This is a genomic window from Agrobacterium sp. CG674, from assembly GCF_053521645.1.
This window is the reverse complement of the sequence record NZ_JBNWDZ010000001.1, coordinates 529,730-554,224: the sequence shown is the minus strand read 5'-3', so window position 1 is coordinate 554,224 and position 24,495 is coordinate 529,730. Positions and strand designations below refer to the sequence as shown.

General features: G+C 57.9%; 23 protein-coding genes. 11 read left to right on the top strand and 12 right to left on the bottom strand.

Features of this window, described 5'->3' with window-relative positions; genetic code table 11:
* The first annotated feature begins 2 nt into the window (after nucleotides 1–2).
* Both ACQZ51_RS02650 and copM read left to right on the top strand, forming a co-directional pair.
* The gene (locus ACQZ51_RS02650) at nucleotides 3–767 is read left to right on the top strand and encodes a hypothetical protein (protein ID WP_448774997.1); all 765 of its coding nucleotides are present in this window, start codon (nucleotides 3–5) and stop codon (nucleotides 765–767) included.
* A 455-nt stretch (nucleotides 768–1,222) separates the two neighbouring features.
* Nucleotides 1,223–1,597: a CopM family metallochaperone gene (copM, locus tag ACQZ51_RS02645; protein WP_448774996.1), complete on the top strand. Its 375-nt coding sequence runs from the start codon at nucleotides 1,223–1,225 to the stop codon at nucleotides 1,595–1,597.
* A gap of 21 nt (nucleotides 1,598–1,618) precedes the next feature.
* Here the strand turns inward: copM and ACQZ51_RS02640 are convergent, their stop codons facing one another.
* Both ACQZ51_RS02640 and ACQZ51_RS02635 read right to left on the bottom strand, forming a co-directional pair.
* Nucleotides 1,619–2,044: a hypothetical protein gene (locus ACQZ51_RS02640; protein ID WP_448775743.1), complete on the bottom strand. Its 426-nt coding sequence runs from the start codon at nucleotides 2,042–2,044 to the stop codon at nucleotides 1,619–1,621.
* 14 nt (nucleotides 2,045–2,058) lie between these two features.
* On the bottom strand, nucleotides 2,059–2,688 hold the full coding sequence (locus ACQZ51_RS02635) for a DNA-3-methyladenine glycosylase I (RefSeq protein WP_448774994.1): 630 nt from the start codon (nucleotides 2,686–2,688) through the stop codon (nucleotides 2,059–2,061).
* Nucleotides 2,689–2,876: 188 nt separating this feature from the next.
* Between ACQZ51_RS02635 and ACQZ51_RS02630 the strand changes: the two genes are divergently transcribed.
* A complete protein-coding gene (locus tag ACQZ51_RS02630; protein WP_448774992.1) occupies nucleotides 2,877–3,599 on the top strand; it encodes a L,D-transpeptidase in 723 nt (240 codons plus the stop codon).
* A gap of 161 nt (nucleotides 3,600–3,760) precedes the next feature.
* Here the strand turns inward: ACQZ51_RS02630 and glcF are convergent, their stop codons facing one another.
* From glcF to ACQZ51_RS02615, 3 genes are read right to left on the bottom strand one after another with little or no spacing between them, the layout of a single operon-like run.
* On the bottom strand, nucleotides 3,761–5,083 hold the full coding sequence (glcF, locus tag ACQZ51_RS02625; RefSeq protein ID WP_448774990.1) for a glycolate oxidase subunit GlcF: 1,323 nt from the start codon (nucleotides 5,081–5,083) through the stop codon (nucleotides 3,761–3,763).
* The gene (gene glcE / locus ACQZ51_RS02620) at nucleotides 5,083–6,306 is read right to left on the bottom strand and encodes a glycolate oxidase subunit GlcE (RefSeq protein WP_448775741.1); all 1,224 of its coding nucleotides are present in this window, start codon (nucleotides 6,304–6,306) and stop codon (nucleotides 5,083–5,085) included. Before glcE ends, glcF begins: the two co-directional genes overlap by 1 nt.
* 5 nt (nucleotides 6,307–6,311) lie before the next feature.
* A complete protein-coding gene (locus ACQZ51_RS02615; RefSeq protein ID WP_448774989.1) occupies nucleotides 6,312–7,751 on the bottom strand; it encodes an FAD-linked oxidase C-terminal domain-containing protein in 1,440 nt (479 codons plus the stop codon).
* 272 nt (nucleotides 7,752–8,023) lie between these two features.
* Between ACQZ51_RS02615 and ACQZ51_RS02610 the strand changes: the two genes are divergently transcribed.
* The 6 genes from ACQZ51_RS02610 to ACQZ51_RS02585 all read left to right on the top strand — a co-directional run bounded on the left by ACQZ51_RS02610 (nucleotide 8,024) and on the right by ACQZ51_RS02585 (nucleotide 14,631).
* Nucleotides 8,024–9,358 (top strand): glycosyltransferase family 4 protein, encoded by a 1,335-nt coding sequence (locus tag ACQZ51_RS02610; protein WP_243256612.1) that lies wholly within the window; start codon nucleotides 8,024–8,026, stop codon nucleotides 9,356–9,358.
* Nucleotides 9,355–10,092 (top strand): HAD-IIB family hydrolase, encoded by a 738-nt coding sequence (locus ACQZ51_RS02605; RefSeq protein ID WP_448774987.1) that lies wholly within the window; start codon nucleotides 9,355–9,357, stop codon nucleotides 10,090–10,092. The genes ACQZ51_RS02610 and ACQZ51_RS02605 overlap by 4 nt, the downstream gene beginning before the upstream one ends.
* A 203-nt stretch (nucleotides 10,093–10,295) precedes the next feature.
* Entirely contained in the window at nucleotides 10,296–10,805 is a 510-nt protein-coding gene (locus tag ACQZ51_RS02600; RefSeq protein WP_448774986.1) for an NUDIX hydrolase, read from the top strand.
* Nucleotides 10,806–10,863: 58 nt separating this feature from the next.
* Nucleotides 10,864–12,357, top strand: a complete 1,494-nt coding sequence (locus ACQZ51_RS02595; protein ID WP_448774984.1) for an inorganic phosphate transporter — start codon at nucleotides 10,864–10,866, stop codon at nucleotides 12,355–12,357.
* 26 nt (nucleotides 12,358–12,383) lie between these two features.
* Nucleotides 12,384–13,121 (top strand): 16S rRNA (uracil(1498)-N(3))-methyltransferase, encoded by a 738-nt coding sequence (locus ACQZ51_RS02590; RefSeq protein WP_448774982.1) that lies wholly within the window; start codon nucleotides 12,384–12,386, stop codon nucleotides 13,119–13,121.
* 136 nt (nucleotides 13,122–13,257) lie between these two features.
* On the top strand, nucleotides 13,258–14,631 hold the full coding sequence (locus ACQZ51_RS02585) for a glutamate--cysteine ligase (protein WP_448774980.1): 1,374 nt from the start codon (nucleotides 13,258–13,260) through the stop codon (nucleotides 14,629–14,631).
* Between the two features lie 98 nt (nucleotides 14,632–14,729).
* Here ACQZ51_RS02585 and ACQZ51_RS02580 read toward each other — a convergent pair whose 3' ends face one another.
* A complete protein-coding gene (locus tag ACQZ51_RS02580; RefSeq protein WP_448774978.1) occupies nucleotides 14,730–15,011 on the bottom strand; it encodes a DUF1127 domain-containing protein in 282 nt (93 codons plus the stop codon).
* 190 nt (nucleotides 15,012–15,201) lie between these two features.
* On the opposite strand from ACQZ51_RS02580, the gene ACQZ51_RS02575 reads away from it, so the two are divergent.
* Nucleotides 15,202–16,155 (top strand): LysR substrate-binding domain-containing protein, encoded by a 954-nt coding sequence (locus ACQZ51_RS02575; protein WP_042619109.1) that lies wholly within the window; start codon nucleotides 15,202–15,204, stop codon nucleotides 16,153–16,155.
* A gap of 21 nt (nucleotides 16,156–16,176) precedes the next feature.
* On the opposite strand, the gene ACQZ51_RS02570 is transcribed toward ACQZ51_RS02575, so the two are convergent.
* The 4 genes from ACQZ51_RS02570 to ACQZ51_RS02555 all read right to left on the bottom strand — a co-directional run bounded on the left by ACQZ51_RS02570 (nucleotide 16,177) and on the right by ACQZ51_RS02555 (nucleotide 20,334).
* On the bottom strand, nucleotides 16,177–17,055 hold the full coding sequence (locus tag ACQZ51_RS02570; protein WP_448774976.1) for a dienelactone hydrolase family protein: 879 nt from the start codon (nucleotides 17,053–17,055) through the stop codon (nucleotides 16,177–16,179).
* Nucleotides 17,056–17,176: 121 nt separating this feature from the next.
* Nucleotides 17,177–17,596, bottom strand: a complete 420-nt coding sequence (locus ACQZ51_RS02565) for an MAPEG family protein (RefSeq protein ID WP_448774975.1) — start codon at nucleotides 17,594–17,596, stop codon at nucleotides 17,177–17,179.
* A gap of 72 nt (nucleotides 17,597–17,668) precedes the next feature.
* Nucleotides 17,669–19,174: an IMP dehydrogenase gene (guaB, locus tag ACQZ51_RS02560; protein WP_448774973.1), complete on the bottom strand. Its 1,506-nt coding sequence runs from the start codon at nucleotides 19,172–19,174 to the stop codon at nucleotides 17,669–17,671.
* Between the two features lie 176 nt (nucleotides 19,175–19,350).
* Complete coding sequence (locus ACQZ51_RS02555) at nucleotides 19,351–20,334, bottom strand: MBL fold metallo-hydrolase (protein ID WP_448775739.1); 984 nt, start codon at nucleotides 20,332–20,334, stop codon at nucleotides 19,351–19,353.
* A gap of 212 nt (nucleotides 20,335–20,546) precedes the next feature.
* Between ACQZ51_RS02555 and ACQZ51_RS02550 the strand changes: the two genes are divergently transcribed.
* Nucleotides 20,547–21,944: an MDR family MFS transporter gene (locus tag ACQZ51_RS02550; RefSeq protein WP_448774972.1), complete on the top strand. Its 1,398-nt coding sequence runs from the start codon at nucleotides 20,547–20,549 to the stop codon at nucleotides 21,942–21,944.
* A 16-nt stretch (nucleotides 21,945–21,960) separates the two neighbouring features.
* Here ACQZ51_RS02550 and ACQZ51_RS02545 read toward each other — a convergent pair whose 3' ends face one another.
* Both ACQZ51_RS02545 and ACQZ51_RS02540 read right to left on the bottom strand, forming a co-directional pair.
* Nucleotides 21,961–22,755, bottom strand: coding sequence for an RlmE family RNA methyltransferase (locus ACQZ51_RS02545; protein WP_448774971.1), 795 nt, complete (start codon nucleotides 22,753–22,755; stop codon nucleotides 21,961–21,963).
* A gap of 1 nt (nucleotide 22,756) precedes the next feature.
* The gene (locus ACQZ51_RS02540; protein ID WP_448774970.1) at nucleotides 22,757–24,316 is read right to left on the bottom strand and encodes a Ppx/GppA phosphatase family protein; all 1,560 of its coding nucleotides are present in this window, start codon (nucleotides 24,314–24,316) and stop codon (nucleotides 22,757–22,759) included.
* Between the last annotated feature and the right edge of the window lie 179 nt (nucleotides 24,317–24,495).

Sequence of the window (24,495 nt, the reverse complement as noted above, 5' to 3'; positions counted from 1 at the left end):
CCATGATCCTCGAAGCCCTCAATTACGCCGCCACCTACGGCAAGACGCCACCGGAATTCCGGCCTCATATCCGTTATTCCGTCAATCTCTGGGCGCGGGCCAACCGCTGCCAAAAGGCATGGGCCGAGCACGAGGAAAACAGCAAGCGCTTCATTCTCTCCACCGCAGCCAAGCTGAAGCAGAGACGCACCGCCGTCGTGCTGGGTTCCGGCCTGTTGCGGGATGTGCCGCTTCAACAGCTGGCCGCAGCATTCGATACCGTGGTTCTGGTCGATCTGGTGCATCTGGCCAGTATCCGCGCCAGGCTTTACACGCGCCACAGCCGCACTGTGGTTCTGAACCACCGCGACCTTTCAGGCTACGCCGATCTGCAAGCGGGAAACCCGGCAGAACCTTTGGCGTTCCTGCGGCTGGTGCCCTATCTCGATCTGGTCATCTCTGCCAATCTTCTGTCGCAGATCGGCACCGGCGTTCGCAACCGGCTGGAAAAACACCCCGATCATGGAATGCCAGCGGATACCTTGCCGCAACTCATAAAAGCCCATCTGGATGGTCTTTCGGGCCTTCCCTGCAAGGCATGTCTTGTTAGCGACACCTCGTTTGAGGTCATCGATAGAAACGGCAGCATCCGTCAGCAGGAGGATTTGCTGCACGGCGTGACCGTTCCCAAAATCATGCGCGGCTGGGACTGGCCGGTGGTGCCGTTTGGCGAAGAGAGCCGGGATTATCAGATCATTCACAAGGTTGCCGCCAGCGAGCTGACCTGACAGCCATTGTACTGACGTTTTTCCATAGCTACATCTATGTCATGCGTCCTGTCTTTCACATGCTGATGTTTCTGGCCTGGCTGCTCTACGGGGCGATGCCCGCGCAGGCGGCGTTTGGGCTTTCAGTCCCGACGAGCGACGCAAACAGGCAGATGTCTCACGCACAACATGCAGACCACGCTGCTTCGGAAAGTGAAGCTTACCACGCCGGAAAAGGCGATCCCTGTCCGCACCGTGGGAGCATGAACCATGCGCCTTTTTGTGCGGCTTGCATCGTGTTGATACCGCAGTTCCGTTTTGCACAAATGGAACGATTGCCGCATGGGAACCCGAAGAGCCATGTGCTGCAGGCCTTCATCGGCTGTGTTCCCGCGCCGCCACTACCCCCTCCCCGCGTCTGACGGACACACATGACTATCAACGCATAATTCCGTTAGACACAGGAAGGATAATCCATGTCCATGAGAACCATTTCGCTGGCCGCAATGCTTATTGCTGCCTTTTCCCTGCCCGCCCTTACGCAGGAAGCCGGTGGCCATGCGGGCCACGACATGTCCGCGAAAACGACATCCGGAAATGCTTCAACCGAGGCATTCAAGGAGGTCAGCGGCAAGATGCATGAGGATATGTCGGTGAATTACACCGGCAACGCCGATGTCGATTTCGTGCGGGGGATGATCCCGCATCATCAGGGCGCAATCGATATGGCCAAGGTGCAGTTGCAGTATGGCAAGGACCCTGAAATCCGCAAGCTGGCCGAAGAGGTGATCAAAGCGCAGGAGGCCGAGATTGCCTCCATGAAGGCGTGGCTGGCATCCAATGGTTACTAAACGCGCAGGTGGAGAGGCAGCCTAAGGCTGCTTCTCCACAGTAACCGTATAATTTGCGCCAAGACCACGGCGCGATGAGCTGAGAACGAGGATAGGGCGGATCAACCAGTCTGTGTCCGCCTTAGGCGTCAGCACCGCCTCGTTCTTGCCAGCATCGCTGAAGAAGATTGCGTCGTCCTCGGGGCTGGCAAAATCGAAGATGGCCATGACAACATATTCGCTGCGGCTGGAAAGCGTGACCTTGAGTGTCTCTCCGGCCTTGACCTTGATGCGATAGACATCGCCTTTGCCCTGCCGTGTCCAGCCATTCAGCACCAGCGGCCCGGTTGCGGGCATTGTGGCTGTTTTCAAGGCCTCGCCATCGTCAAGCCAGATGCCGTCGACATTGCGCGGCTCGGCGTAGGCGGGAGCTGTAGACGTGGCGGCCAGCGCGGCAGCGAGAAACATAGGTGCAAATCTGGTCACGGGCGTAAAAACTCCAGCCTTTGCGTTTCTATACGCGGACGGCAATGGCAACCTTCAATATGGTCGTTGACCAAGCCCATGGCCTGCATGAACGCGTAAACGGTGGTGGGGCCGACAAATGTCCAGCCGCGCTTTTTCAGGTCTTTGGACAATCGGACGGAAACAGGCGTTGTGGGATTGGCGCGCAGGGTCGAGTAGTCGAAAACAGCCGGCCGCTCGTCTGGCTTTGGCTCGTAGCTCCAGAAAAAACGGGCAAGGGAGCCGAATTCATCCCGCATTTCGATGGCGCGGCGGGCATTGTTGATGGTCGAGACGATCTTGCCGCGATGCCGGATGATGCCCTTATCTGTCACGCAACGCTCTATGTCGGCCTCTGAAAATTGCGCGACCTTCTCAAAATCGAACCCGCAGAAAGCGGCACGAAACGCCTCTCGCTTGCGCAACACCGTCAGCCAGGAAAGCCCTGATTGAAATCCTTCCAGGCATATTTTTTCAAACAGTCTGGTATCGTCCTTAACGGGACGGCCCCACTCCTCGTCATGATAGTGCGCGTAATCCGGCAATCCCTGCTGCCAGAAGCAGCGGATCTTGCCGTCTTCACCCGTCAAAAGCCCGGTTTCACTCATGGCGCTGCTGCCCTTCTTGTCGTGTGCCGGTGATTACCATTGATTCACTCTGTTTCAAAACCGCCCGCTAACCTTATTAAAAGCTTTCGACCAAATCGCGGCTTTTCATCAACTGCCATTTACCATTCGCTGTCGCCGAAGTGCGAACGTGGCGATTATCTTCCGGTGCCATGTAGAGAGTCCACCCGATGTCGATGAATACCGTTCTTTTGGCGCTGAGCCTCAGCTGCGCCATGACCATGCCAGCCCTTGCCAATGACCGTTACCGCGAGCGCCCCCCTGTGGTCGTAAGCCCTGACCTAACAGCCCCATGGGTCATGCAGCTTGGTGGCGCAAAGGTTCGCCCCGTCGTTTATCCGCAGCAGCCTGCGCGCCCATCGCTGTTTCAGCGCCAGACCGTTCAGCCCCGCCCGCAGGCGGTGGCCGCACGCCCCAACGCACCGCGCCTTCAGATAGCGCCGCAGTTCTTACCGCAAATGGTGCAGTATCAGGGCAAGGAAGCACCCGGCACAATCGTCATCGATACGCCAAACCGCTTTCTCTATCTTGTCATGGCCGATGGAAAGGCGCGGCGCTATGGCGTTGGCGTCGGCAAGCCTGGCTTTGAATGGGCTGGTACGCACAAAATTACGCGCAAGAATGAATGGCCAACTTGGACGCCACCACAGGAAATGATTACCCGCGAAGCCGCCAAGGGTCATTATCTGCCTGCCTTCATGGAAGGCGGGCCGCAAAACCCCATGGGTGCACGCGCCATGTATCTCGGATCTACGCTTTATCGCATCCACGGCACCAACCAGCCATGGACGATTGGCAGCAACAACTCATCCGGCTGCATTCGCATGCGCAATGAGGACGTGACCGATCTTTACGAGCGCGTGAATGTCGGCACCCGTGTGATCGTGATCTGAATGCAACGCCGCCAACAAACCGTGCGCTAAAAGGTTGCATTTTAACAAAGAACACGTTGCCAAAAAACGAAACATTCGTTATTGCTTAATATGTACTCTGGCGGGGGACGCAGAGGGCCGGAAGCGCTTCAAGCAGCAAGCCGGCGAGGAAAACGGGCGGGTCAAACCGCCCGTTTTTCGTTGATTCTGGCGATTTTTCCGGGTTTTTTGCCGCCATAGGCCCAGTCCAGCAATTCAACCGTGTGGAGAATGGGCATTGAAGCCGCGCTGGCAATCTGCGTCATGCAGCCAATATTGCCGGTGGCGATGATATCAGCCTTCGTCGCCTCGATATTCCTAACCTTGCGGGCCTTCAGCTGCGCGGAAATTTCCGGCTGCAAAATATTGTAGGTGCCTGCCGAGCCACAACAGAGATGCCCTTCGGCAGGGTCGCGAACCACAAATCCCGCTGCTTTGAGCAAGAGTTTCGGTTGAGCCGTGATCTTCTGGCCATGCTGCATGGAGCATGCCGAATGATAGGCCACCGTCAGGCCGTTCCGCTCCAGAGGCGGCAGGTCAAGCGTTGAGAGATATTCGGTGATATCCTTTGCCAGCGCAGATACGCGCTGCGCTTTTTCAGCATAGGCGGCATCGAGCCGCAGCATGTGCCCATAATCCTTGATGGTGGTGCCGCAGCCGGATGCGGTGATGATGATGGCATCGATCCCGCCCTGCTCGATCTCGCGCGTCCAGACATCGACATTGTGGCGTGCCGAAGCAAGCGCCTGCTGCTCCCGCCCCATGTGGTGCACCAGCGCCCCGCAGCAACTCTCTCCCTGCGGCAACACAATCTCAATGCCGAGCCGGGTCAAAAGCCGAATGGCAGCATCGTTGATGCCGGGGTCCAGCACCGGCTGGGCGCAACCGGTCAACATCACCACCCGACCGCGCTTTGCGACCTGCGCTGGGTGAATGCCGGGATTTGCGAAGGCGGATATGGGTGGGGCGCCTTTCGGAGCCAGATCGAGCATCGACGCCAAGGGCTTCAACGCCTTGCTCTTGCGAAACATGGGCGCGAAAGGCTGGCCAAGACGGGCAAGCGTGAGTGCCGCGCGAAACCGGTTGGGATATGGCAGCACGCGGGTCAGCACATTGCGCATCAGCCTGTCCCAGAAGGGTCTCTTATATGTCTTTTCGATGTGAGCGCGGGCGTGATCGATCAGATGCATATAATCGACGCCCGACGGACAGGTGCTCACGCATGACAGGCAGGAAAGGCATCGGTCAATATGCGTCACCACTTGGGCGTCAGCCGGGCGGTCGTTTTCCAGCATATCCTTGATGAGATAGATGCGACCGCGCGGGCTATCCAGCTCGTTTCCCAGCGTCACATAGGTCGGACATGTCGCCGTGCAGAAACCACAATGCACACATTTGCGCAGGATCTTCTCGGACTGAGCGACGTTGGGATCAGCGAGTTGCTGTGGCGTGAAGGAGGTTTGCATCAGGCGGAGCCTTTTTCAGCGTGGGTTCGGGTCACGGCACCCATCTTGCCGGGGTTGAAAATTCCCGCCGGGTCGAGCTTTTCCCTGATGCGGGCTGAAAGCATCATTTCTGCTGGCGACAGCGGCTCGAACGCGGCCACATCGCTGCGCACAGGCGCCCGCACCAATGTGGCATGGCCGCCGCCCAGCGCTTTTACGTATTTGCGCAGCAAGGTCGCCTCGGGGTCAGCCTCCATCTGCATCCAGACCAGACCGCCTTGCCAGTCGTAGAAGGCATCGATCCCTGTTTCGAGGCGCAACGCCGCCACCAGCTTATGGCCTTGCGAAGGTGCAACCGACACACGCCAGAGGGGCTTGGCGGCGTTGCCGGCATAGGGCGCGATATCGCGGATGTCGTGCCAGAGCGATTGGCTCTCTTGCCTGGACAGCAATATCGAAGGCGCCACCTTGCCCAGCACGGTTTGCAAATTCTGCGACCGCACCTGCACCGACGCCTTTAACCCCTCCAGCCGCAGCACCGTTGCCGCACCATCGGGCAAAGACCCGCCCAGAAAACGCGACCTGACGCTTTCGGGCAGATGCGCCGCTCCCGAAACCTCCATGCTGGTCGCCATGGCTGCCGCCATGACATGGGTTGCCGCTTCATCTTCAAGGCCTGAGAGAACAAGCGTCGTCTGCGCAGGCGGCACCGGCAGAACGCGGAATGTGACCTCTGTCAGAAAACCCAGCGTGCCATAGGACCCGGCCAGCAGCTTGACCAGATCAAGCCCGGTCACGTTCTTCATCACCCGGCCACCGGCCTTGATGGCTTCTCCTTTGCCATTGATGAAGCGAATGCCGAGCAGGCTGTCTCGTGCTGCACCCGCCACGTAGCGTCGGGGGCCGGAAACATTGGCAGCAAAGACACCGCCAATCGTGGGTTCGCCCACCGTTCCCATCACAGCACGATGATCCACCGGCTCGAACGCCATCATCTGATTGGCGGCAGAAAGTGCAGCCTCAACCTCGGCGACCGGCGTACCGGCTCGCACCGTCATGACCATTTCGGCTGGATTATAGGCAACGATACCGCTCAAAGCACGTGAGGAGAGGCACGCATCTGCTTCCACCCGGTTTCCAAATCCCGATCGGGTGTTACCGCCAATGATCGCCAGCACTTGCCGTGCAGCGGCATGGCCACGAATGAGGTCAGCGGCTTCCATTTCACTAGCGGGTAACAGCATGTCACTCATGAGGCGGGGCGCCCTTCCAGCGGGAAGACCTTGGAGGGGTTGAGAAGCCAACCATCATCAAAGGCGAACCGCACGGCCATCTGCTGCGCCAGATCGGCATCGGAAAATTGATGACGCATCAGATCGCGCTTTTCAATGCCAACGCCGTGCTCGCCCGTGAGGCACCCACCGGCATCCACGCAAAGGCGCAAAATCTGGTTTCCCGCCTCTTCCGCCTTGGCGGCCTCAACGGGGTCATTGGCGTTGAACAGAATGAGAGGATGCATGTTGCCATCGCCAGCATGGAAGACATTGGCGACGCGAAGGCCGAAACTATCGGTAATCTCGCTGGTTTTCTGCAGCACATAGGACAGTTGGCTGAGAGGCACAGTCCCGTCCATACAGATGTAGTCCGAGATACGTCCCGTTGCCCCAAAGGCGGATTTGCGACCTTTCCAGATGGCAGCGGCCTCCATGGCCGACTGACATTCACGCACGGTCTTGACCGCATGCTGGCGGGCGATGGCGACGATATCGGCCAGCATGGCGTCCATCTCGGCTTCCGACCCTTCGACTTCGACGATCAGCAGCGCGCCGACATCCGTCGGATATCCCGCATGGGCGAAAGCCTCGCAGATTTCGATGGCCGGTTTGTCCATGAATTCGATGGCCACGGGAATGATGCCTGAGCCGATAATATCCGCCACGCAGGAACCGGCCTGTTCTGACGTATCGAAACCGAAGAGAACGGGACGTGCGCCTTCCGGCTTCGCGATCAACCGCACCGTGGCTTCAGTGACGATGCCGAGTTGGCCCTCCGAACCGCAGACGAGGCCGAGCAAATCGTAACCGCTGGCATCCAGATGCTTGCCGCCCAGCTCCAGCACCGTGCCATCCACCATCACCATCTTGACGCCCAGCAGATTGTTGGTGGTGACGCCGTATTTCAGGCAGTGGGCGCCGCCGGAATTCATGCCGACATTGCCGCCAATGGTGCACGCCAGCTGCGAACTTGGGTCTGGCGCATAGAAAAATCCCTGCGGCCCGGCGGCATCGGAGATTGAAAGGTTTGTGACGCCTGCCTGCACCGTGGCAACCCGGTTGAAAAAATCGAACTCCAGGATTTGCGACATTTTCGACAGGCCGATGACCACAGCATCTTCCTGCGGAATAGCGCCGCCTGATAGGGACGTGCCTGCACCGCGCGGCACGATGGGAATGCCATAGCGGTGGCAATATTTCATCACCGCAGCAACCTGTGCCGTCGTCTTGGGCAGGGCGACCGCCAGCGGAAGCTTGCGATAGGACACGAAGGCATCCGTCTCGAACGGGACAAGCTCCCGCTCCTCATGCACGAGGCATTCGGGCGGCAGAAGATCGGTCAGGTCCGCTACAATTCTGGCTCGGTTGTCCAACACCGAGGCGCTGGGCTTCAGGAACTCTATGGTTTGCGACATGATTGCTCCACAGGCCTCCTCCTTGCGATGCATGCCCCATGTTATCGGGCTTTACAGTTGAGAAGCAAGCCGTGGATTAGCCGCATATGGAGCGTCTGTATGGGCCTTGTATCTCGACACTCTGGGGAAGAGAGCCTGTCCGTAACAGCGCCTTAAAATCTTGCGGAAGCGACCGAGATTGACAGATTTTATCATTTTTTGATGGAACCTTTTCGGAAAGGAGCCATTTTCATGTGGTTAATGGAATTTTTTACTACGATGGGACGCTATTGATGACCTTGAGCGAAACTGAACGCTATCCCCGGATAGCACTCATATCGACACATGGCTATGTCGCCGCGCACCCGCCGCTAGGCGCTGCCGATACCGGAGGACAGGTCGTTTATGTCTTGGAGCTGGCTCGAAAACTTGGGCAGCTTGGATACACGGTCGATCTCTACACCCGCCAATTTGAAGACCAGCCTGAGTTCGACGAAGTTGATGAGCGGGTTCGCGTCGTTCGCATTCCCTGCGGCGGCAAGGATTTCATTCCAAAGGAATATCTCCACCGCCACATGATGGAATGGTGCGAAAACGCGCTTCGCTTCATCAAAAAAAACAACCTGAATTACACCTTCATCAACAGCCATTACTGGGACGCAGGTGTTGCCGGTCAGCGTCTTTCGGAGGCCTTGAAGGTGTCACACCTTCACACGCCACACTCCATCGGCATCTGGAAAAAGCGCCAGATGGAGACCGATTATCCGGAAAAGGCGGATACGTTCGAACTGGAATTCAATTTCAAGGAACGCATACAGCATGAGCTGATCGTCTATCGCAGCTGCGACATGGTCATTGCCACGACGCCGGTGCAGCTGGACGTGCTGATCGAAGATTACGGCCTGAAGCGCAAGCACATCCACATGATCCCGCCGGGTTACGACGACAACCGGTTCTTCCCGGTGTCAGAAGGTTCGCGGCAGATGCTGCGTCAGCGTTTTGGCTTCGAGGGCAAGACGGTTCTGGCGCTGGGGCGTCTTGCGACAAACAAGGGCTATGACCTGCTGATCGACGGGTTTTCGGTGCTCATCGAACGCGAACCGGACGCCCGGCTGCATCTGGCCGTCGGCGGCGAGAATATGGACGAGCAGGAAACGACAATCCTCAATCATCTCAAGGAGCGGGTAAAGTCGCTAAACCTCGAGGATAAGGTGATTTTTTCCGGTTATGTTGCCGATGAGGACCTGCCCGACATCTACCGTGCCGCCGATATGTTCGTGCTTTCCAGCCGGTACGAACCCTTTGGCATGACCGCCATCGAAGCCATGGCCAGCGGCACGCCAACTGTGGTCACCATTCATGGCGGCCTGTTCCGCGCGGTCAGCTACGGGCGCCATGCGCTGTTTGCCGATCCTTTCGACAAGGAGGATCTGGGTATCACCATGATGAAGCCGCTCAAGCATGAGCGCCTCTATGGCCGCCTGTCACGCATGGGCGCACACAAGGCCCGCAGCCTTTTCACCTGGACCGGCATTGCACAGCAGCTGCTGGCCGTTGTCGAAGGACGCCCGATGATGCCTGTTCTGGAGGAGTCGGACTGGGCTGAACCATGGAATGATGGCGATTGAAAAAGCTTCGCATTTTCTCGACAGATCTCGACGGCACCGTTGTGGGCGACAATGCTGCAACGGCCCGTTTCCGCAACTTCTGGCAGTCACTGCCGGAAGATAACCGTCCGTTGCTTGTTTTCAACAGCGGGCGGCTGCTCGATGACCAGTTCGACCTGATGAAACAGGTTCCGCTGCCCTCACCGGACTACGTCATTGGCGGTGTTGGAACGATGCTGTCATGCCGTGACGAACCGTCATTGGAAACGGCTTACACGGCATCGCTTGGTCAGGCTTTCGATATTGATAAGATCAAATCGCTTGTTTCGGGCTTCACGGGCATCACCACCCAGCCGGAACGTTACCAGCACGGCTTGAAATCCAGCTGGTATCTGCACGACGCAAAGGCCGACGACATTGCCGGCATCGAGCGGCTCATGGCGGAGAATGGAATAGACGCACGCATTGTTTATTCCAGCCAGAGGGATCTCGATATCTTGCCGAAAGCAGCGGACAAGGGTGCCGCCCTCACATGGCTGTGCCGCCATCTGGCAATTGGTCTTGATGAGGTTTTGGTCGCTGGTGATACGGGCAACGACCGGGCAATGTTTGAGCTTACCGGCGTGCGCGGTATTGCCGTTGCCAATGCCTTACCGGAACTGAAAGCATTGGCCGTAGGGCAGGATAATATTTTCTGCGCCCTTGAAAATGAAGCCGACGGCGTTATATCCGGCTTGCAGCACTGGTTGTCTTGACGGACGTCATTTTGATCACAAAAAATATGTGCTCAACATGAAATATGCTTGAGCATTCACTCTCATAGCCTTGACCTTAGGTTGCAACAACCTGACAATTTAGCGAATCGTTTTACATTCCATGCTTCGATATGGCCATGAGGAACTGGCTATATGGGGACGGATATTTTATACTAGACAAATCGACATAAGGACCACATGAATTGAAACTTCTGAACCGACTGGCAAATGATGTTCGCTTGATTTTGCGCCGTCCACCGCGGCAGCAATATGCGGCGCTTTGCTATCGTCGTGCCAAGAAGAGCGGCGATGTGGAGGTTCTTCTTTTGACCAGCCGCGACACGGGCCGTTGGGTCATCCCCAAGGGTTGGCCGATGGAGGGCAAGAAGGCGCATGCCGTTGCCGAGCGTGAAGCCTATGAGGAAGCCGGTGTCCGGGGGCGTGTCGAGAAAGACCATTTCGGATTTTTCACCTATGACAAGAAGATGCGCAATGGAATGAACGTTCTCTGCCGCGTGCAGGTGCATCTACTGGAAGTTGCCGACTTGTTGAAAAACTTTCCCGAGAAAGAGAGCCGCACGCTGGAGTGGGTCAGCCCGCAGGAAGCCGCGCTGCGTGTGAACGAACCGGAACTGAAAGAACTTTTCCTTTCTTTCGACAAGCAAATGGCGCAAACGCAACAGCAACCGCCGCTAAAAATCGTAAACCTATAATTTCTACGGACCGCTTGCGCCTGCATATGCGGTGAATGCCGCAGCCGAAAGCAGACCCATGGCGCAACCACCCAACAATCGCATGAAACCGACGCTGGACAAGGATCTGGACAAGCTGACGCTTGTCGAGGAGGCCGGTTTCCATTTGACGCGGGGCATGACGTCCGTAGGTCTGGGCCTGCTTTTTCTCATGCTTTCGGCACTTGTAGCCAGCGTGTTTGTCATGGACCAGCCCGGCGCGGGGATAGTCTTTGCGGCCGTCATTATCGGCGCCTACATGGCCATGAATATTGGCGCGAAGGATGTGGCCAACAATGTGGGGCCCGCAGTTGGCGCAAAGGCGTTACCCTTGGCGGCAGCGCTCATCATTGGTGCCATTTGCGAAGTCATGGGTGCGGTCATCACCGGCGGCAACGTGGTGGAAACCATTTCGAGCGGGATCATCAATACCCGGTCCATTCCCGAAAGCTCCATCTTTGCATGGGCCATGCTGTCGGCACTCATGACCGCTGCCTTGCTGGTCAATCTTTCCAATTATCTCAAGGCTCCCATTTCAACCACGCACACCGTTGTCGGCGGGGTGGCGGGCGCGGGTACCGCTGCCTATGGCTTTGCGGCGGTGGACTGGTTTTCATTGAGCCGCATTGCCATGACCTGGGTCGCAACGCCCTTCATCAGTGCCTTTTTTGCCATTCTTCTGCTCGCCTTCATCAACAAATATATCATCTACCGCACGGACAAGATTGCCGCTGCGCGGACGTGGGTGCCGGTGCTGATCGGCATCATGAGCGGCGTGTTCACGGCCTATCTCATCTGGGTCGGGTTTCACCATGTGGTCACCGTCTCCTACCAAACGGCAATATTGTCGGGGCTTGCGGTTGGCTTCATCAGCTGGCGTCTGTGCATACCGCTGATCGCCAGGCAGTCTGAAGGGCTGGAGAACCGCAATCAGTCGCTGCGCAAGATGTTTCAGTGGCCCCTCATTCTGGCTGCCGGCCTGATGTCTTTTGCGCACGGTGCCAACGACGTTTCGAACGCCATCGGCCCCGTGGTTGCCATCGTGCGCGCAACGCAGGGCGTTGTTGTCAGTGAGACGGATCGGGCACCCGAATGGGTGATGCTGATTGGCGCCTTCGGCTTGTCCTGCGGTATTCTGCTGTTTGGGCCACGCCTGATCCGTCTGGTGGGTGAACAGATCACCAAGCTCAACCCCATGCGGGCTTTTTGCATATCGGTTTCGACTGCGCTGACAGTTCTCGTCGCCTCTCGTTTCGGCATGCCTGTCAGCACCACGCACACGGCTATCGGCGCTGTGTTCGGCGTCGGCTTTTTCCGTGAATGGTACATGCAAAGAGCACGTCAGCGGCTGGAAACAGGCAGCGACAGACAGGTTGAAGACACGGAAAACTCATCCGAGGTCAGCCGCCGCTATCTCGTCCGCCGCTCGCATTTCATGACGATTATCGCCGCCTGGATCATCACCGTTCCGGTCAGCGCAGCCTTGTCGGCAACCTGTTATGGAATCATGTATATTCTGTTTATCAGGCTTTAGAGCTCTCAATTCGGTCGAACGGAAACATGCGCGCCAACTTCAGAATGCAACGTCTTTACGTCAGCCAGCCATTGAGCGCGGTTGATGCCATCGAGGCTGACAGCGATCAGTTCAACTATCTGGCCAATGTGTTGCGGATGGCGGATGGCGCGGACATTCTGCTGTTCAACGGCCGGGATGGCGAGTGGATGGCGCAAATCACCTACCCCACCCGCAAGAAAATTCTGCTGACACCGATCGAGCAGACACGACCGCAGCCGTCCAAACCCGATCTTCACTATCTCTTTGCGCCGCTCAAGACAGGTCGCATGGACTATCTGGTGCAAAAGGCCGTGGAGATGGGCGCTGGTGTGCTTCAACCGGTCATGACGCAGCATGTTCAGGGCAAGATCACCAATCTCGACAAACTTCGCGCCAATGTGATCGAAGCTGCCGAACAGTGCGGCATTCTGGCCGTGCCAGAGGTCGAGGAGCCGGTAAAACTCAAAGACCTTCTCGAAACATGGCCCGCCTCCCGCCGCATCATCTATTGCGATGAGGGCGACGAAGGCCAGAACCCTTTGCCGATCCTCAGCGCAATCGAGGAAAAACAGCTCGCCTTGTTGGTCGGTCCTGAAGGAGGCTTTTCGAAGGAGGAGCAGCAAATTCTGCGCGACCATCCATCCGTGACACCCATTCCGCTTGGACCTCGGATTTTGCGGGCAGATACGGCAGCGGTTGCTGCGCTTGCTGTCATTCAGGCAACGCTGGGTGACTGGAAATAGCGACTTGTCAGGCTGGTCACGGCGCACAACATAAGCCGTAAATCCATGCTTGAAAGAAATTCATTTGCGCGCCACGGTGCGGCACCCTATCAGCGAATTAAAGCCAGATTGGCAACATCGACCACAAGGTAATTTCATGGCCCGCGACACGACCGACCAGACCCCCATTTCCTCGACGCAGGAATTGACCGACTATCTGGCGCAAGGCTGCAAGCCGGTTGAAAAATTCCGTATCGGCACCGAGCATGAGAAGTTTGCCTTCTTCCGCGATGGCAACAAGCCTGTTCCCTATTTTGGCGATGCCAGCATTTCAGCGCTTCTGAAAGGCATGCAGGAAAAGCTCGGCTGGGAACCCATCATCGACGAAGGCAACATCATTGGCCTCAGCGAGCAGAGCGGCATGGGTGCCATTTCCATCGAGCCGGGTGGACAGTTCGAACTCTCGGGCGCGCCACTCGAAACCCTGCATGAGACCTGCAAGGAATCCAACCGGCATCTGGCAATGTTGCGCGAGATTGCCGAGCCTATGGGCATTCGCTTTCTCGGCATAGGCGGCAGCCCGCTCTGGACCTATGACGAAACGCCGCAAATGCCGAAATCCCGCTATGCGATCATGACACGCTATATGCCAAAGGTCGGTAGCCATGGTCTGGATATGATGTACCGCACTTGTACGATCCAGGTTAATCTCGACTTCTCTTCGGAAGAGGATATGCGTCGCAAGATGCGCGTTTCCATGAAGCTGCAATCGCTGGCAACGGCGCTGTTTGCCTCCTCTCCGTTTACCGAAGGCAAGCCGAATGGCCTTCTGTCCTGGCGCGGCGATATCTGGCGCGACACCGATAATGGCCGCTCTGGCGTGCTGCCCTTCGCCTTCCAGCCTGATTTTGGCTTCCACCATTATGTTGAATGGGCGCTGGATGTGCCGATGTATTTCATCGTGCGTCATGGCAGATACCGTGACTGTACCGACATCACCTTCCGCCAGTTCATGAACGGCGCGTTGAAGGGCCAGATTGCCGAGTGGGAACCGAACCTGGGTGACTGGACTAACCACCTCTCGACCCTGTTCCCGGATGTGCGCCTGAAGCGCTTCCTGGAAATGCGTGGTGCAGACGGTGGCCCATGGCGCCGCATCTGTGCCCTGCCCGCCTATTGGGTCGGTCTCCTCTACGATGACAGCGCCCTTACCGCTGCCGATGAGCTGACGGCGGACTGGACAGTTGAAGACGTCGTCGCCATGCGCGACACAGTCCCGGTCCAAGGCCTCAAAGCCACCGTGGCTGGTCGCTCCGTGATGGATGTGGCGCGTGAAACCGTGTCCATCTCCCGCGACGGACTGCGCAACCGCAAGCGTCTGAATGAAGAGGGCCAGGACGAGAGCGTGTTCCTCAACCCGTTGGAAGAGGTTTTGGCCAAGAAAGCAACTCTGGCCGAGGACCTGCTGGCCGCCTACAATGGTCGCTGGAACCAGTCTGTCCTGCCGGTCTTCGACGAATATCAATACTAAAAGTGACGCACAAAAAAGCCCGGTGCAGCGCAAGCGCAGACACCGGGCAAAGGCAGGGTTATTGGCAATCACCCTGCGGGGAAACTGTCGAGCCGCCGCTAGAGGGCTTTTGCGGCAGCCGTTCTGGCGCAATGGGCCAGCCGCGTGGTTGGGTCCGAAGTGAGACCCGCGTCGAATGCATTTTTCAGATCACTGCGTGTCAGGCCGATATCGGCCAGTTGATGGTCATCCATCTCATTGAGCCTGTTAGCGGCGATGCGGTTGGCAATGCGGCGCAGAAACGTGCGGAATCCTTTGGCCACGCTGGCAACGACCACTTCAAGGGTCGCAGCCCGAGGTGCGAATAAGCCCAGTTCCATCTTCCGTACTGCCGTGCGCATAACACTATCCTTCATTCAGGCACGATGAGACAAAGCCTGCACACCCATGTGTGGAGGCCGCCGGTTCGATCATCCTTGGATGACCATTTGGTTGATTGATGTTTCTGGCGTCAAAATGTCGCAAGACTATTGATCAGTCCAACGAATGTTTCTAATGTCAGACATCAATCATTCTTATGGATGGCACGCGATGTCCGCACCCCTCGATATTGACCAGTTGCACACATTCATTGCCATCATCGATGCGGGTAGTTTCACCAAGGCAGCCGACCGGGTTTTCAAGACGCAATCGGCTGTCTCCATGCAGATGCGGCGCCTGGAGGAGCGGCTGGGCAAGCAGCTTTTTGCCAAGGATGGACGCGGCAACCGGCTGACCGCAGAGGGTGAAAAGCTGATGCATTATGCGCGCCGTATCATTCGCCTCAACAACGAGGCCGTCGCTGCCTTTGACGACAACCGGCTCGAAGGCACGCTGCGCATCGGCACACCAGATGACTATGCAGACCGGTATATGCCGGAAATCATTGGCCGCTTTGCCAAGACCCATCCCAATGTCGAGCTTTACATTGTCTGCGAGCCATCGGTCAGCCTTGCAGAAAAGATGGCGCGTGGTGAGTTGGATATAGCGCTGGTGACCCACAATCCCCGCGCCCGCACGTCTGATATCGTGCGCACCGAGCCGCTGTGCTGGGTCGCGTCCGCCAACCACCCTCTGCGTGACGACGTGCCTGTGCCGCTTGCCGTAGGACGCCGCGATTGCCATTGGCGGCAATTGGCTGCTTCGGCACTGGATGCCGATGGCCGTGATTATCAGGTGTTGTTTACGAGCTGGTCATCCACCGTCATTGCGTCAGCCGTTCTGGCGGGCATGGCCGTCTCGGTGCTGCCGGAATCCACTCTCAGAACCGGCATGAAGGTACTGACAGCTGCCGATGGCTTCCCGCCCCTGCCGCCTGTCCAGATCGGCTTGATGAAGCGCCCCGGCCTTTCGCCTTCCCTCATCAATGCCATCACAGATCACATCACGGCCTGCCTGGACAACATCTCGCCAGCCAGCGCCGCTGAGGATCTCGACAGCGATGGCAAGGCCTTTGGCCGCGCTACGCCACGCCTGCGCACCGCGCAGCTTATGCCCGGCTGGTAGCGTCACCAGCCGGCACTTTAATCAAGCCAGCGTCTTGGTGAAAAACGACACCGTGCGGCTCCAGGCAAGATCGGCTGCCGCCTTGTCGTAGCGCGCTGAGGACGTATCGTTGTTGAAGGCGTGGTTGACGCCGTCATAGACAAAGATCTCGAATGTCTTGCCATTGGCTTCCAGCGCCTTGCGGTAGGCATCGATCCCGGCATTGATCCGCTCATCCATTCCGGCATAGTGCAGAAGCAGCGGCGCGGTGATGGCCGGAACGTCTTCCACCGGCGGCTGCGAACCATAATAGGCAACGCCTGCATTCAAACCGCTGGACTTGGTCGAAAGACGGTTGACGAGGCCACCGCCCCAGCAAAAGCCCATGGCACCCGTCTTGCCGTTAGATGCCGCACGCTTCGTCAGCCACAGCCGGGTGGCTTCTGCATTGGCGACAGTCGCATTCATATCCATGCCCGAAAACAGCGCCCGCGCCTTTTCCTCATCCGCGGGCGTTCCGCCCTGCGATGACAGAAAATCTGGCGAGAGAGCAACAAACCCTTCTAGCGCCATGCGGCGGGCAACATCGCGGATATGGGCATTCAGCCCCCGGTTTTCGTGAATGACTATGACCGAGCCGAGTGGCTTGGAGACATCTTTCGGCGTGACCAGGTAGCCCTTCATCTCGCCATCAGCACCGGGATAGGTAATGTCTTCGGCTAAGATGCGCTCGTCCGTCTCAGCAACCATGGCAGCCTGAGCGCCGGAGGCGGCCAGCATGGGCGCTATGGCTGCGGCGGCTGCACCAGAGCCTGCCAGAAGCGTCAGCTTTTCCATGAACTTGCGTCGGTCGAGGCTGAGATGCGTGTACTCGTCGTATGCATCGATCATCGCCTGCGAAATCTTCGGGCCATCGGTCATCGTATGCTCCAATCTAGCTTTGCTGGAGCATGACACTTAACGGAAATACGCAATGAATGATGCAGTCTCAGGGCGGTCAGAAAAACAACTTTTCGCGATCTGCGAGACAGGCCTTATACGCCTATTCCAGCGCAAGCCAGATGCCGAGCCAGCCCCACATGAGGATCAACGCGAGAAAACTGATGGCAAAGGCCGGTGCGCGGTAACGCAGGCGGTTGCTTGTTACATGCACGTAGGAATGGATGTAACGGGCAGCGATGAAAATCCAGGCGAGGATGATGGTGGCGATGTTGTCGGCATCGGTAATGTAAAGCAAAAGACACGCCGCATGAAACAGCATCGGCAGTTCGAACTGGTTGGCGAGGTTCTTGTTCACCACCCGGCTTTGATCCGCCTCTTCCCCAGCATCCCGAAAGCGCTTGAACGATTCCTTGTTGGAGAATGTATATTTTTTTCTACGAATAAAAAGAAGCACATAGAGACCGAAGACCAGAACCGCATGCGCAATCATGGGCCAGAACATGGCAGTCGTTGGTGACATTGTCGGGCTTCCTTTTATAGAAAAACGCTCCCCGAACGTTGTGCGTTCGGAGAGCGTGCGTTGTCAGATGGATCAGACTGCGCCGGGATAGTTCGGGCTTTCGCGGGTGATCGTCACATCATGGGCGTGGCTTTCACGAAGACCCGCACCGGAAATGCGAACGAAGGTTGCGCGCTCCTGGAAGTCCTTGATGGTGCCGCCGCCGACATAGCCCATGGCAGCCTTCAGGCCGCCAGCAAGCTGGTGCAGCACGCCTGAGACCGGACCCTTGTATGGCACCTGACCTTCGATGCCTTCCGGCACCAGCTTCAGCGTATCACGCACTTCCGCCTGGAAGTAACGGTCTGCCGAACCACGGGCCATGGCACCGACAGAGCCCATGCCGCGATAGGCTTTGAAAGAGCGGCCCTGATAGAGGAACACTTCGCCCGGGCTTTCATCCGTGCCAGCCAGCAGAGAGCCGATCATGACCGCAGATGCACCGGCGGCAATGGCCTTGGCAAAGTCGCCGGAGAACTTGATGCCGCCATCGGCGATCACAGGAATGTCCTCAGCCTGCGCCGCCTCAACGGCGGACATGATGGCAGCCAGCTGTGGAACGCCAACGCCGGCCACGATGCGTGTGGTGCAAATGGAGCCCGGGCCAATACCGACCTTGACGGCATCCGCACCCGCATCGATCAGCGCCTTCGTGCCATCTGCTGTCGCCACGTTGCCAGCGATAATGCGAATCGCGTTCGACATCTTCTTGACCTCGGTCACCGCATCCAGAACGCGCTGGGAGTGACCATGGGCCGTGTCGATAACCAGAAGGTCGACACCTGCGGCGATCAGGCGCTCGGCGCGCTCGATGGCATCTGCACCGACGCTGATGGCAGCGGCAGCGCGAAGACGGCCCTGCGCGTCTTTGGTGGCATTCGGGTTCAGCTGCGACTTTTCGATATCCTTGACCGTGATGAGGCCAACGCAATTGCCGGCGCTATCAACCACCAGCAGCTTCTCAATGCGGTGCTTGTGCAGAAGGCGGCGCGCTTCCTGCTGATCGACGCTGCTTTCCTTGACCGTGATCAAGTTTTCACGGGTCATCAGCTCATAGATTTTCTGGCTTGGATCAGACGCAAAGCGCACATCGCGGTTGGTCAGAATGCCGACGAGGCGGCCTGTCTTGTGGCCGCCGGAGCCACCGTTTTCAACGACCGGAATACCGGAAATGCTGTAGGTCTTCATCAGTGCCTGCGCTTCGGCAAGCGTTGCATCCGGGCCGATCGTGACAGGGTTCACCACCATGCCGCTTTCGAACTTCTTGACCTGACGTACCTCTTCGGCCTGTTCGACCGGGGATAGGTTGCGGTGAATGACGCCGATGCCGCCAGCCTGTGCCATGGCAATGGCCAGACGACCTTCGGTGACGGTGTCCATGGCAGAAGACAGGATTGGCAGGTTGAGTTCGATATCACGGGCAATACGCGTGGAGATATTCGTCTGGCCGGGCATGACTTCGGAGTGCCCCGGCTGAAGCAGCACGTCATCGAATGTAAGGGCATCGAGACCGGTGGGGGTTTGAATAATGCGAGCCATGGCCAAATTCCTAATTTGAAAATGCATGGCCGTCCCGGAACGAATGTTCACCCCGGCGCCCTGCAAAGGATTGCTTGGAAGTTGGCGAGGGCTGGTAACACGTTCATGACAGGAAGGGAATAGAAAAAACCCGGAAACACGTTCCGGGTCTTGGTGTTGCACCTATGCAGCAGGTGTCAGATGTCGAACTGGTAGGACTTCGGAACGAAGCGATAGCCGACATCCTGGCGCTCTGCATAACCCACAGAAGGGAACGGCATGTGGTAACCAAGGAACGCCAATCTGTCGGTCGCGACCATGTCGAACACCTTCTTGCGGCTGGCGGCAGCGGCTGCCTTGTCCATGTCGAAGCGCACTTCCCATTCAGGCCGCTGAAGCGACAGAACGAAGTGGTTGGCCGTATCCGCAGTCAAAACGAGGTGCTTTCCTTCCGACTCGACGTGGAAAATCATATGGCCGGGCGAGTGGCCGAATGCGGCGGCGCTGGTAATGCCGGATACGACAGTTGCGCCGTCACCGATGAAGGTGGCCTTTTCCGCAAGTGGCTTGACGTTGGCGAGCACCGCCTTATGGCCGCCTTCTGCCGGTGACCCCACGCGCTTGGTGTCGGTCCAGAAGTCATATTCAGCCTGGCCCATGACATATCTGGCATTTGCGAAAGCAGGAGCACCCTTTTCCATGAGGCCACCAATATGGTCACCATGCATGTGGGTGAGAACCACGACAGTCACGTCTTCCGGCTTGAAGCCTGCGGCAGCAAGGCCTTCCATCAAGCGACCATTTCCTGCGCCACGACCGCTCTCACCAAAGCCCGTATCGAACAGAACGAGGTCGGAACCGGTATTGATGAGCGCAGGCGAGAAGCTGTTGACGAACTGGTCCGTCGGCAGGAAATTTTCCTGCAGCAGGGCGCCAATGGTTTCGGCATTCTGGTTGGTGCCGAAGGTCTCACCGGGCTTACCGGATGGTCTTGCACCGTCTTTGACGACGAGAACTTCGAAATTTCCAAGTTTGAAGCGATTTGTTTCAGGTGGCATGGCGTGATCGACCTTCATGGACGTTTGCGGTTGGGTTGCCTGCGCAAAGGCAGTGCCACGCAGAACGAAGGGAGCTGCGAGCACTCCGAGCCCTGCGGTGGCAAACAGGTTGCGTCTGTTCATCGTCAATAAATTTCTCATGAAATCCTCCAGATATATTCGCCTCAGCGCCATAGCTTTAACATCGCTCAACGTCAGGATTGAGTAGAAAGATCCGTCTCACACAGACGTGATGGAATTTTCGAATGAAGGAATGTTTAGTTGGCAAATCATGCGCGCAGGCGTAGGTAACAGGCAACGACCCTATCAGGATGCGGTCTTGCCGCAATCACCCCATGAACCGCGTCATTCCGCTTATACTCGCCGTCGCTCTTTTCATGGAGCAGATGGATTCCACAGTCATCGCGACATCCCTGCCCGCGATTGCCGCGGATCTCAATGTCGGGCCGATCACGCTCAAGCTGGCGCTGACGTCCTACATGGTCGCGCTCGCCATCTTCATTCCCATCAGCGGCTGGATGGCGGATAAATTCGGCGCGAAGAAAATCTTCCGCATCGCCATTGCCATCTTCGTCATCGGCTCAATCTTCTGCGCGGTGTCATCCTCGGTGGTCGAATTCGTCGTTTCCCGCTTCCTGCAGGGCATGGGTGGCGCGATGATGACGCCGGTCGGACGGCTGGTGCTGCTGCGCACCACAAAACGCTCCGATCTCGTCTCCGCCATGGCGCTCTTGACGATCCCCGGCCTTGTGGGTCCGCTCACCGGCCCACCCATTGGCGGCTTCATCACCACCTACTTCTCGTGGCACTGGATCTTTCTGATCAATGTGCCGATTGGCCTTATCGGCATCTGGCTGGCGACGATCTATCTGCCTGAAATCGAAACCACCAATCCGCCGCCCATGGATACCAAGGGCTTTATTCTCTCGGGCATCGCGGCATCGGGCGTCGTCTTCGGCGTCTCGGTCGTCAGCCTCCCCGCGCTTCCGCCTTCAGTCGGCATCGCGACGACGATCATCGGTTTTATCTGTGGCTACTGGTATGTCCGGCATGCCAGATCTCACCCCGCCCCGATCCTCGATTTCAAAATTTTCCGCAATGCCACGTTTCGCGCCGCTTCGGTCAGCGGAACCCTGTTCCGCATTTCAACGGGTGCCATTCCATTCCTCATGCCGCTCATGCTGCAAATCGGCTTCGGGCTCAATCCGTTTCAATCCGGCATGATCACCTTTGCAGGTGCCATCGGTGCCATCACCACCAAGTTCGTGGCACGGCGCGTGTTCGCGGCAACGGGCTTCCGAACCATCCTGATCGGTGCGGGCATCGTCGGCGCGTTCACCACCGCCGCCAACGCGTTCTTCACGCCGTTAACGCCCTATCCGCTGATCATGATCTGTCTTGTCACCGCTGGCTTTGCCCGGTCGTTCTTCTTCACCGGTACCAACGCGCTCGGCTATGCCGATATCGAGGATGCGCAGGCAAGCCAGGCAACGTCGATGTCATCGGTGTTGCAGCAGATCAGCCTGGCGCTCGGCGTCGCCTTTGCCGCCACCATTCTGGAAGCCAGCAGCTATCTATCGGGCGAACACCTGCAGCTCGCAGATTTCCACACGGCCTTCACAATCGTGGCTGTCGTCTCGCTGCTTGCCATCCTGCCGCTGATTGCGATGGACAGGAGTGCTGGCTCTGCCGTTTCGGGGCATAGGGACAAGGCGTCACAGCCAGCGGAGTAGATGATATGCGCTGGTTTCAGCGCATATCCATGTCATCGTAGTCATCTTCTCGTGGGTCGAACGCAAGTTCCCGCGTGTCGCGTTCGAGATCCTCTTCCCGGCTCGTGCGGTCGCCGGGCTTTCTTCCCTTGAAGTGCTTGGCCAGCAGGAACATTTCCACCGACTCCGAGCGCGACGATGCAGGCTTGATGTGAATGACCTGCTTGAAGTTCTTCTTGAGCATATCCAGCAGTGCCCGCTCCGTGCCGCCCTGGAAGGTCTTGGCCAAGAAGTGACCGCCTTCGGCCAGAACCTGCACGGCAAAATCCGCCGCCACTTCGCACAGATGCATCGTGCGTATATGGTCTGTCTTCTGGTGGCCCGTCGTAGGTGCTGCCATATCCGACAGGACCAGATCCGGCGTTCCGCCCACAGACTCGATCAACAGATCGGGCGCACTCGGATCCAGAAAGTCGAGATGCAGGATCTTCACACCCGGAATGGGGTCGACGTCCAGAAAGTCGATGGCCGCAACGCGGATATCGTCTTCGGTCGAATCGGTGACCTTGGCGGCGATCTGCGACCAGCTTCCCGGTGCGGCACCAAGGTCGATGATCCGGCGCGCATCTTTCAAAATCTGATGTTTGTCGTTGATTTCCAGCAGCTTGAATGCCGCGCGGGCGCGGTAGCCTTCAAGCTTCGCGCGCTGCACATATGGATCATTGATGTGACGCTCGATCCAGGCGCGTGATGAAGGCTTCAACTTTGCCTTCTTCACCTTCTGGCCAATCTTGCGTCCGGTACGGTTTGTACTCGTGGGCGCTTTGCTCATATCAAGCCTTCCGTTCCGGTTTGCCCTGCGTAGCCGCACGGCGGATCTTGTTGCGGCGCCATGCGCCATCGTCTGCCATCATATCCGTCAATATTCCTTCGCGAAGCCCTCTATCGGCAACACGCATGCGCCGGGAAGGCCAACGTTTGCGGATGGCCTCGAGAATGGCACAGCCAGCCAGAACGAGATCAGCCCGGTCAGGCCCAATGCAGGCATTGGCAGCTCGCCCTGCAAAATCCCAGGCGAGCAACTTATCCTGCATGGCCGTAACTTCATCGTCAGACAGCCAAAGCCCATCCACTTTTCTACGATCATAGCGCGGCAGGTCAAGATGCACGCCCGCCAGCGTGGTGACCGTTCCCGATGTTCCGATCAGGTGGAAGTCATCATTCGGCATATCTTCGCCGGGTGCAGGGCAATCAAACCCATTCAGCAAGCCTTCGACTTCCGCCACCATCGCCGCAAAAACCTCTGGCGATACGTCGCGTCCGCCATGACGCTCGGACAGCGTCACGACACCCACCGGCAGCGAGGTCCAATGCGTGATGTGGTTTGCCAAGCGGCTGGAGCGGTTTTCGCCAACCTTGATGACGGCAATTTCGGATGACCCGCCGCCAATATCGAACAGCACGACAGAGCGCGCTTCACGACCGACAAGCGACGAGCAGCCTGAAACGGCGAGCCGGGCCTCGGTCTCGCGGCTGATGATCTCCAGCGTCAGCCCCGTTTCGCGGGTTACACGCTCAAGAAACTGTTCGCCGTTCACCGCAGCACGGCAGGCCTCGGTCGCGATCAGCCGCATGCGCCGGATAGGTCGGCCCGAAAGCTTGGAGGCGCAGACACGCAAGGCCTCGACAGCCCTGTCCATCGCGTCATCGGAAAGGCGTCCCGTCGAGACCAGACCTTCGCCGAGCCGAACGATGCGGGAAAATGCATCGACAACACGAAACTGACCGGGGCGAGTCGGTTGCGCAATCAGCAGGCGGCAATTGTTGGTGCCGAGATCAAGCGCCGCATACATGTCGGCGCCGACGTCATGCCCAGCATCACGGTAATGGCCTTGCGACCGGCCATGTGAGCGCCCCTGATGATCGGAAGGAGACGGAGCATGTGAGGGAGATGCCCCACCGTTCTGACGGGCGGAGGGCTTGGGCGCATGGGTGGGAACCAAGGGCCTGCCCTGCGGTCCACGATGTGTGTGCTTGCCACCCCGGGCCCTGCGCTTTTCATGCGGAGATTGCGGCTTGGCGGCGCTCGAAACATCACCTGCCGAAGCAGAAGCTGTTTCGCCATGCTCGGCTCCTTGCGATGGCTGTCCGCCGCCTTGGCCGCGCGAACGTCTGCGGCGCTTGCGCTTGCGTGGCTCGGAGTCATGCTCCGCATTGCCGTTGCTTGGGGAATCCGCGCGGGAATCGGCAATATGAGGCTGCGACAAAACAGAGGCGTCACGGGGCTTCCCGCTACGCCTGCTCTTGCCACGACGGGAACGCTTTGCATTCCCTTTTTCCACCGCCGACGCCCCCGATTCCGACGGCTTTATGCCGTTACCGGGGTCAGTCACTGTTTTATCCATTCCGCCGCGCGAAAGCTTGAAGCGATGCTGCTGGCGTCCATAAAGTTACGTTGTCGCAATCATAACAGTGCACGACATTTTAGCCAACCGATTTTTGACAACAGCATTTGAACAGCCGGAACGTATCGGCGATGTCATGTCCCCTCGCGACTGAGAGCCTACGCGGA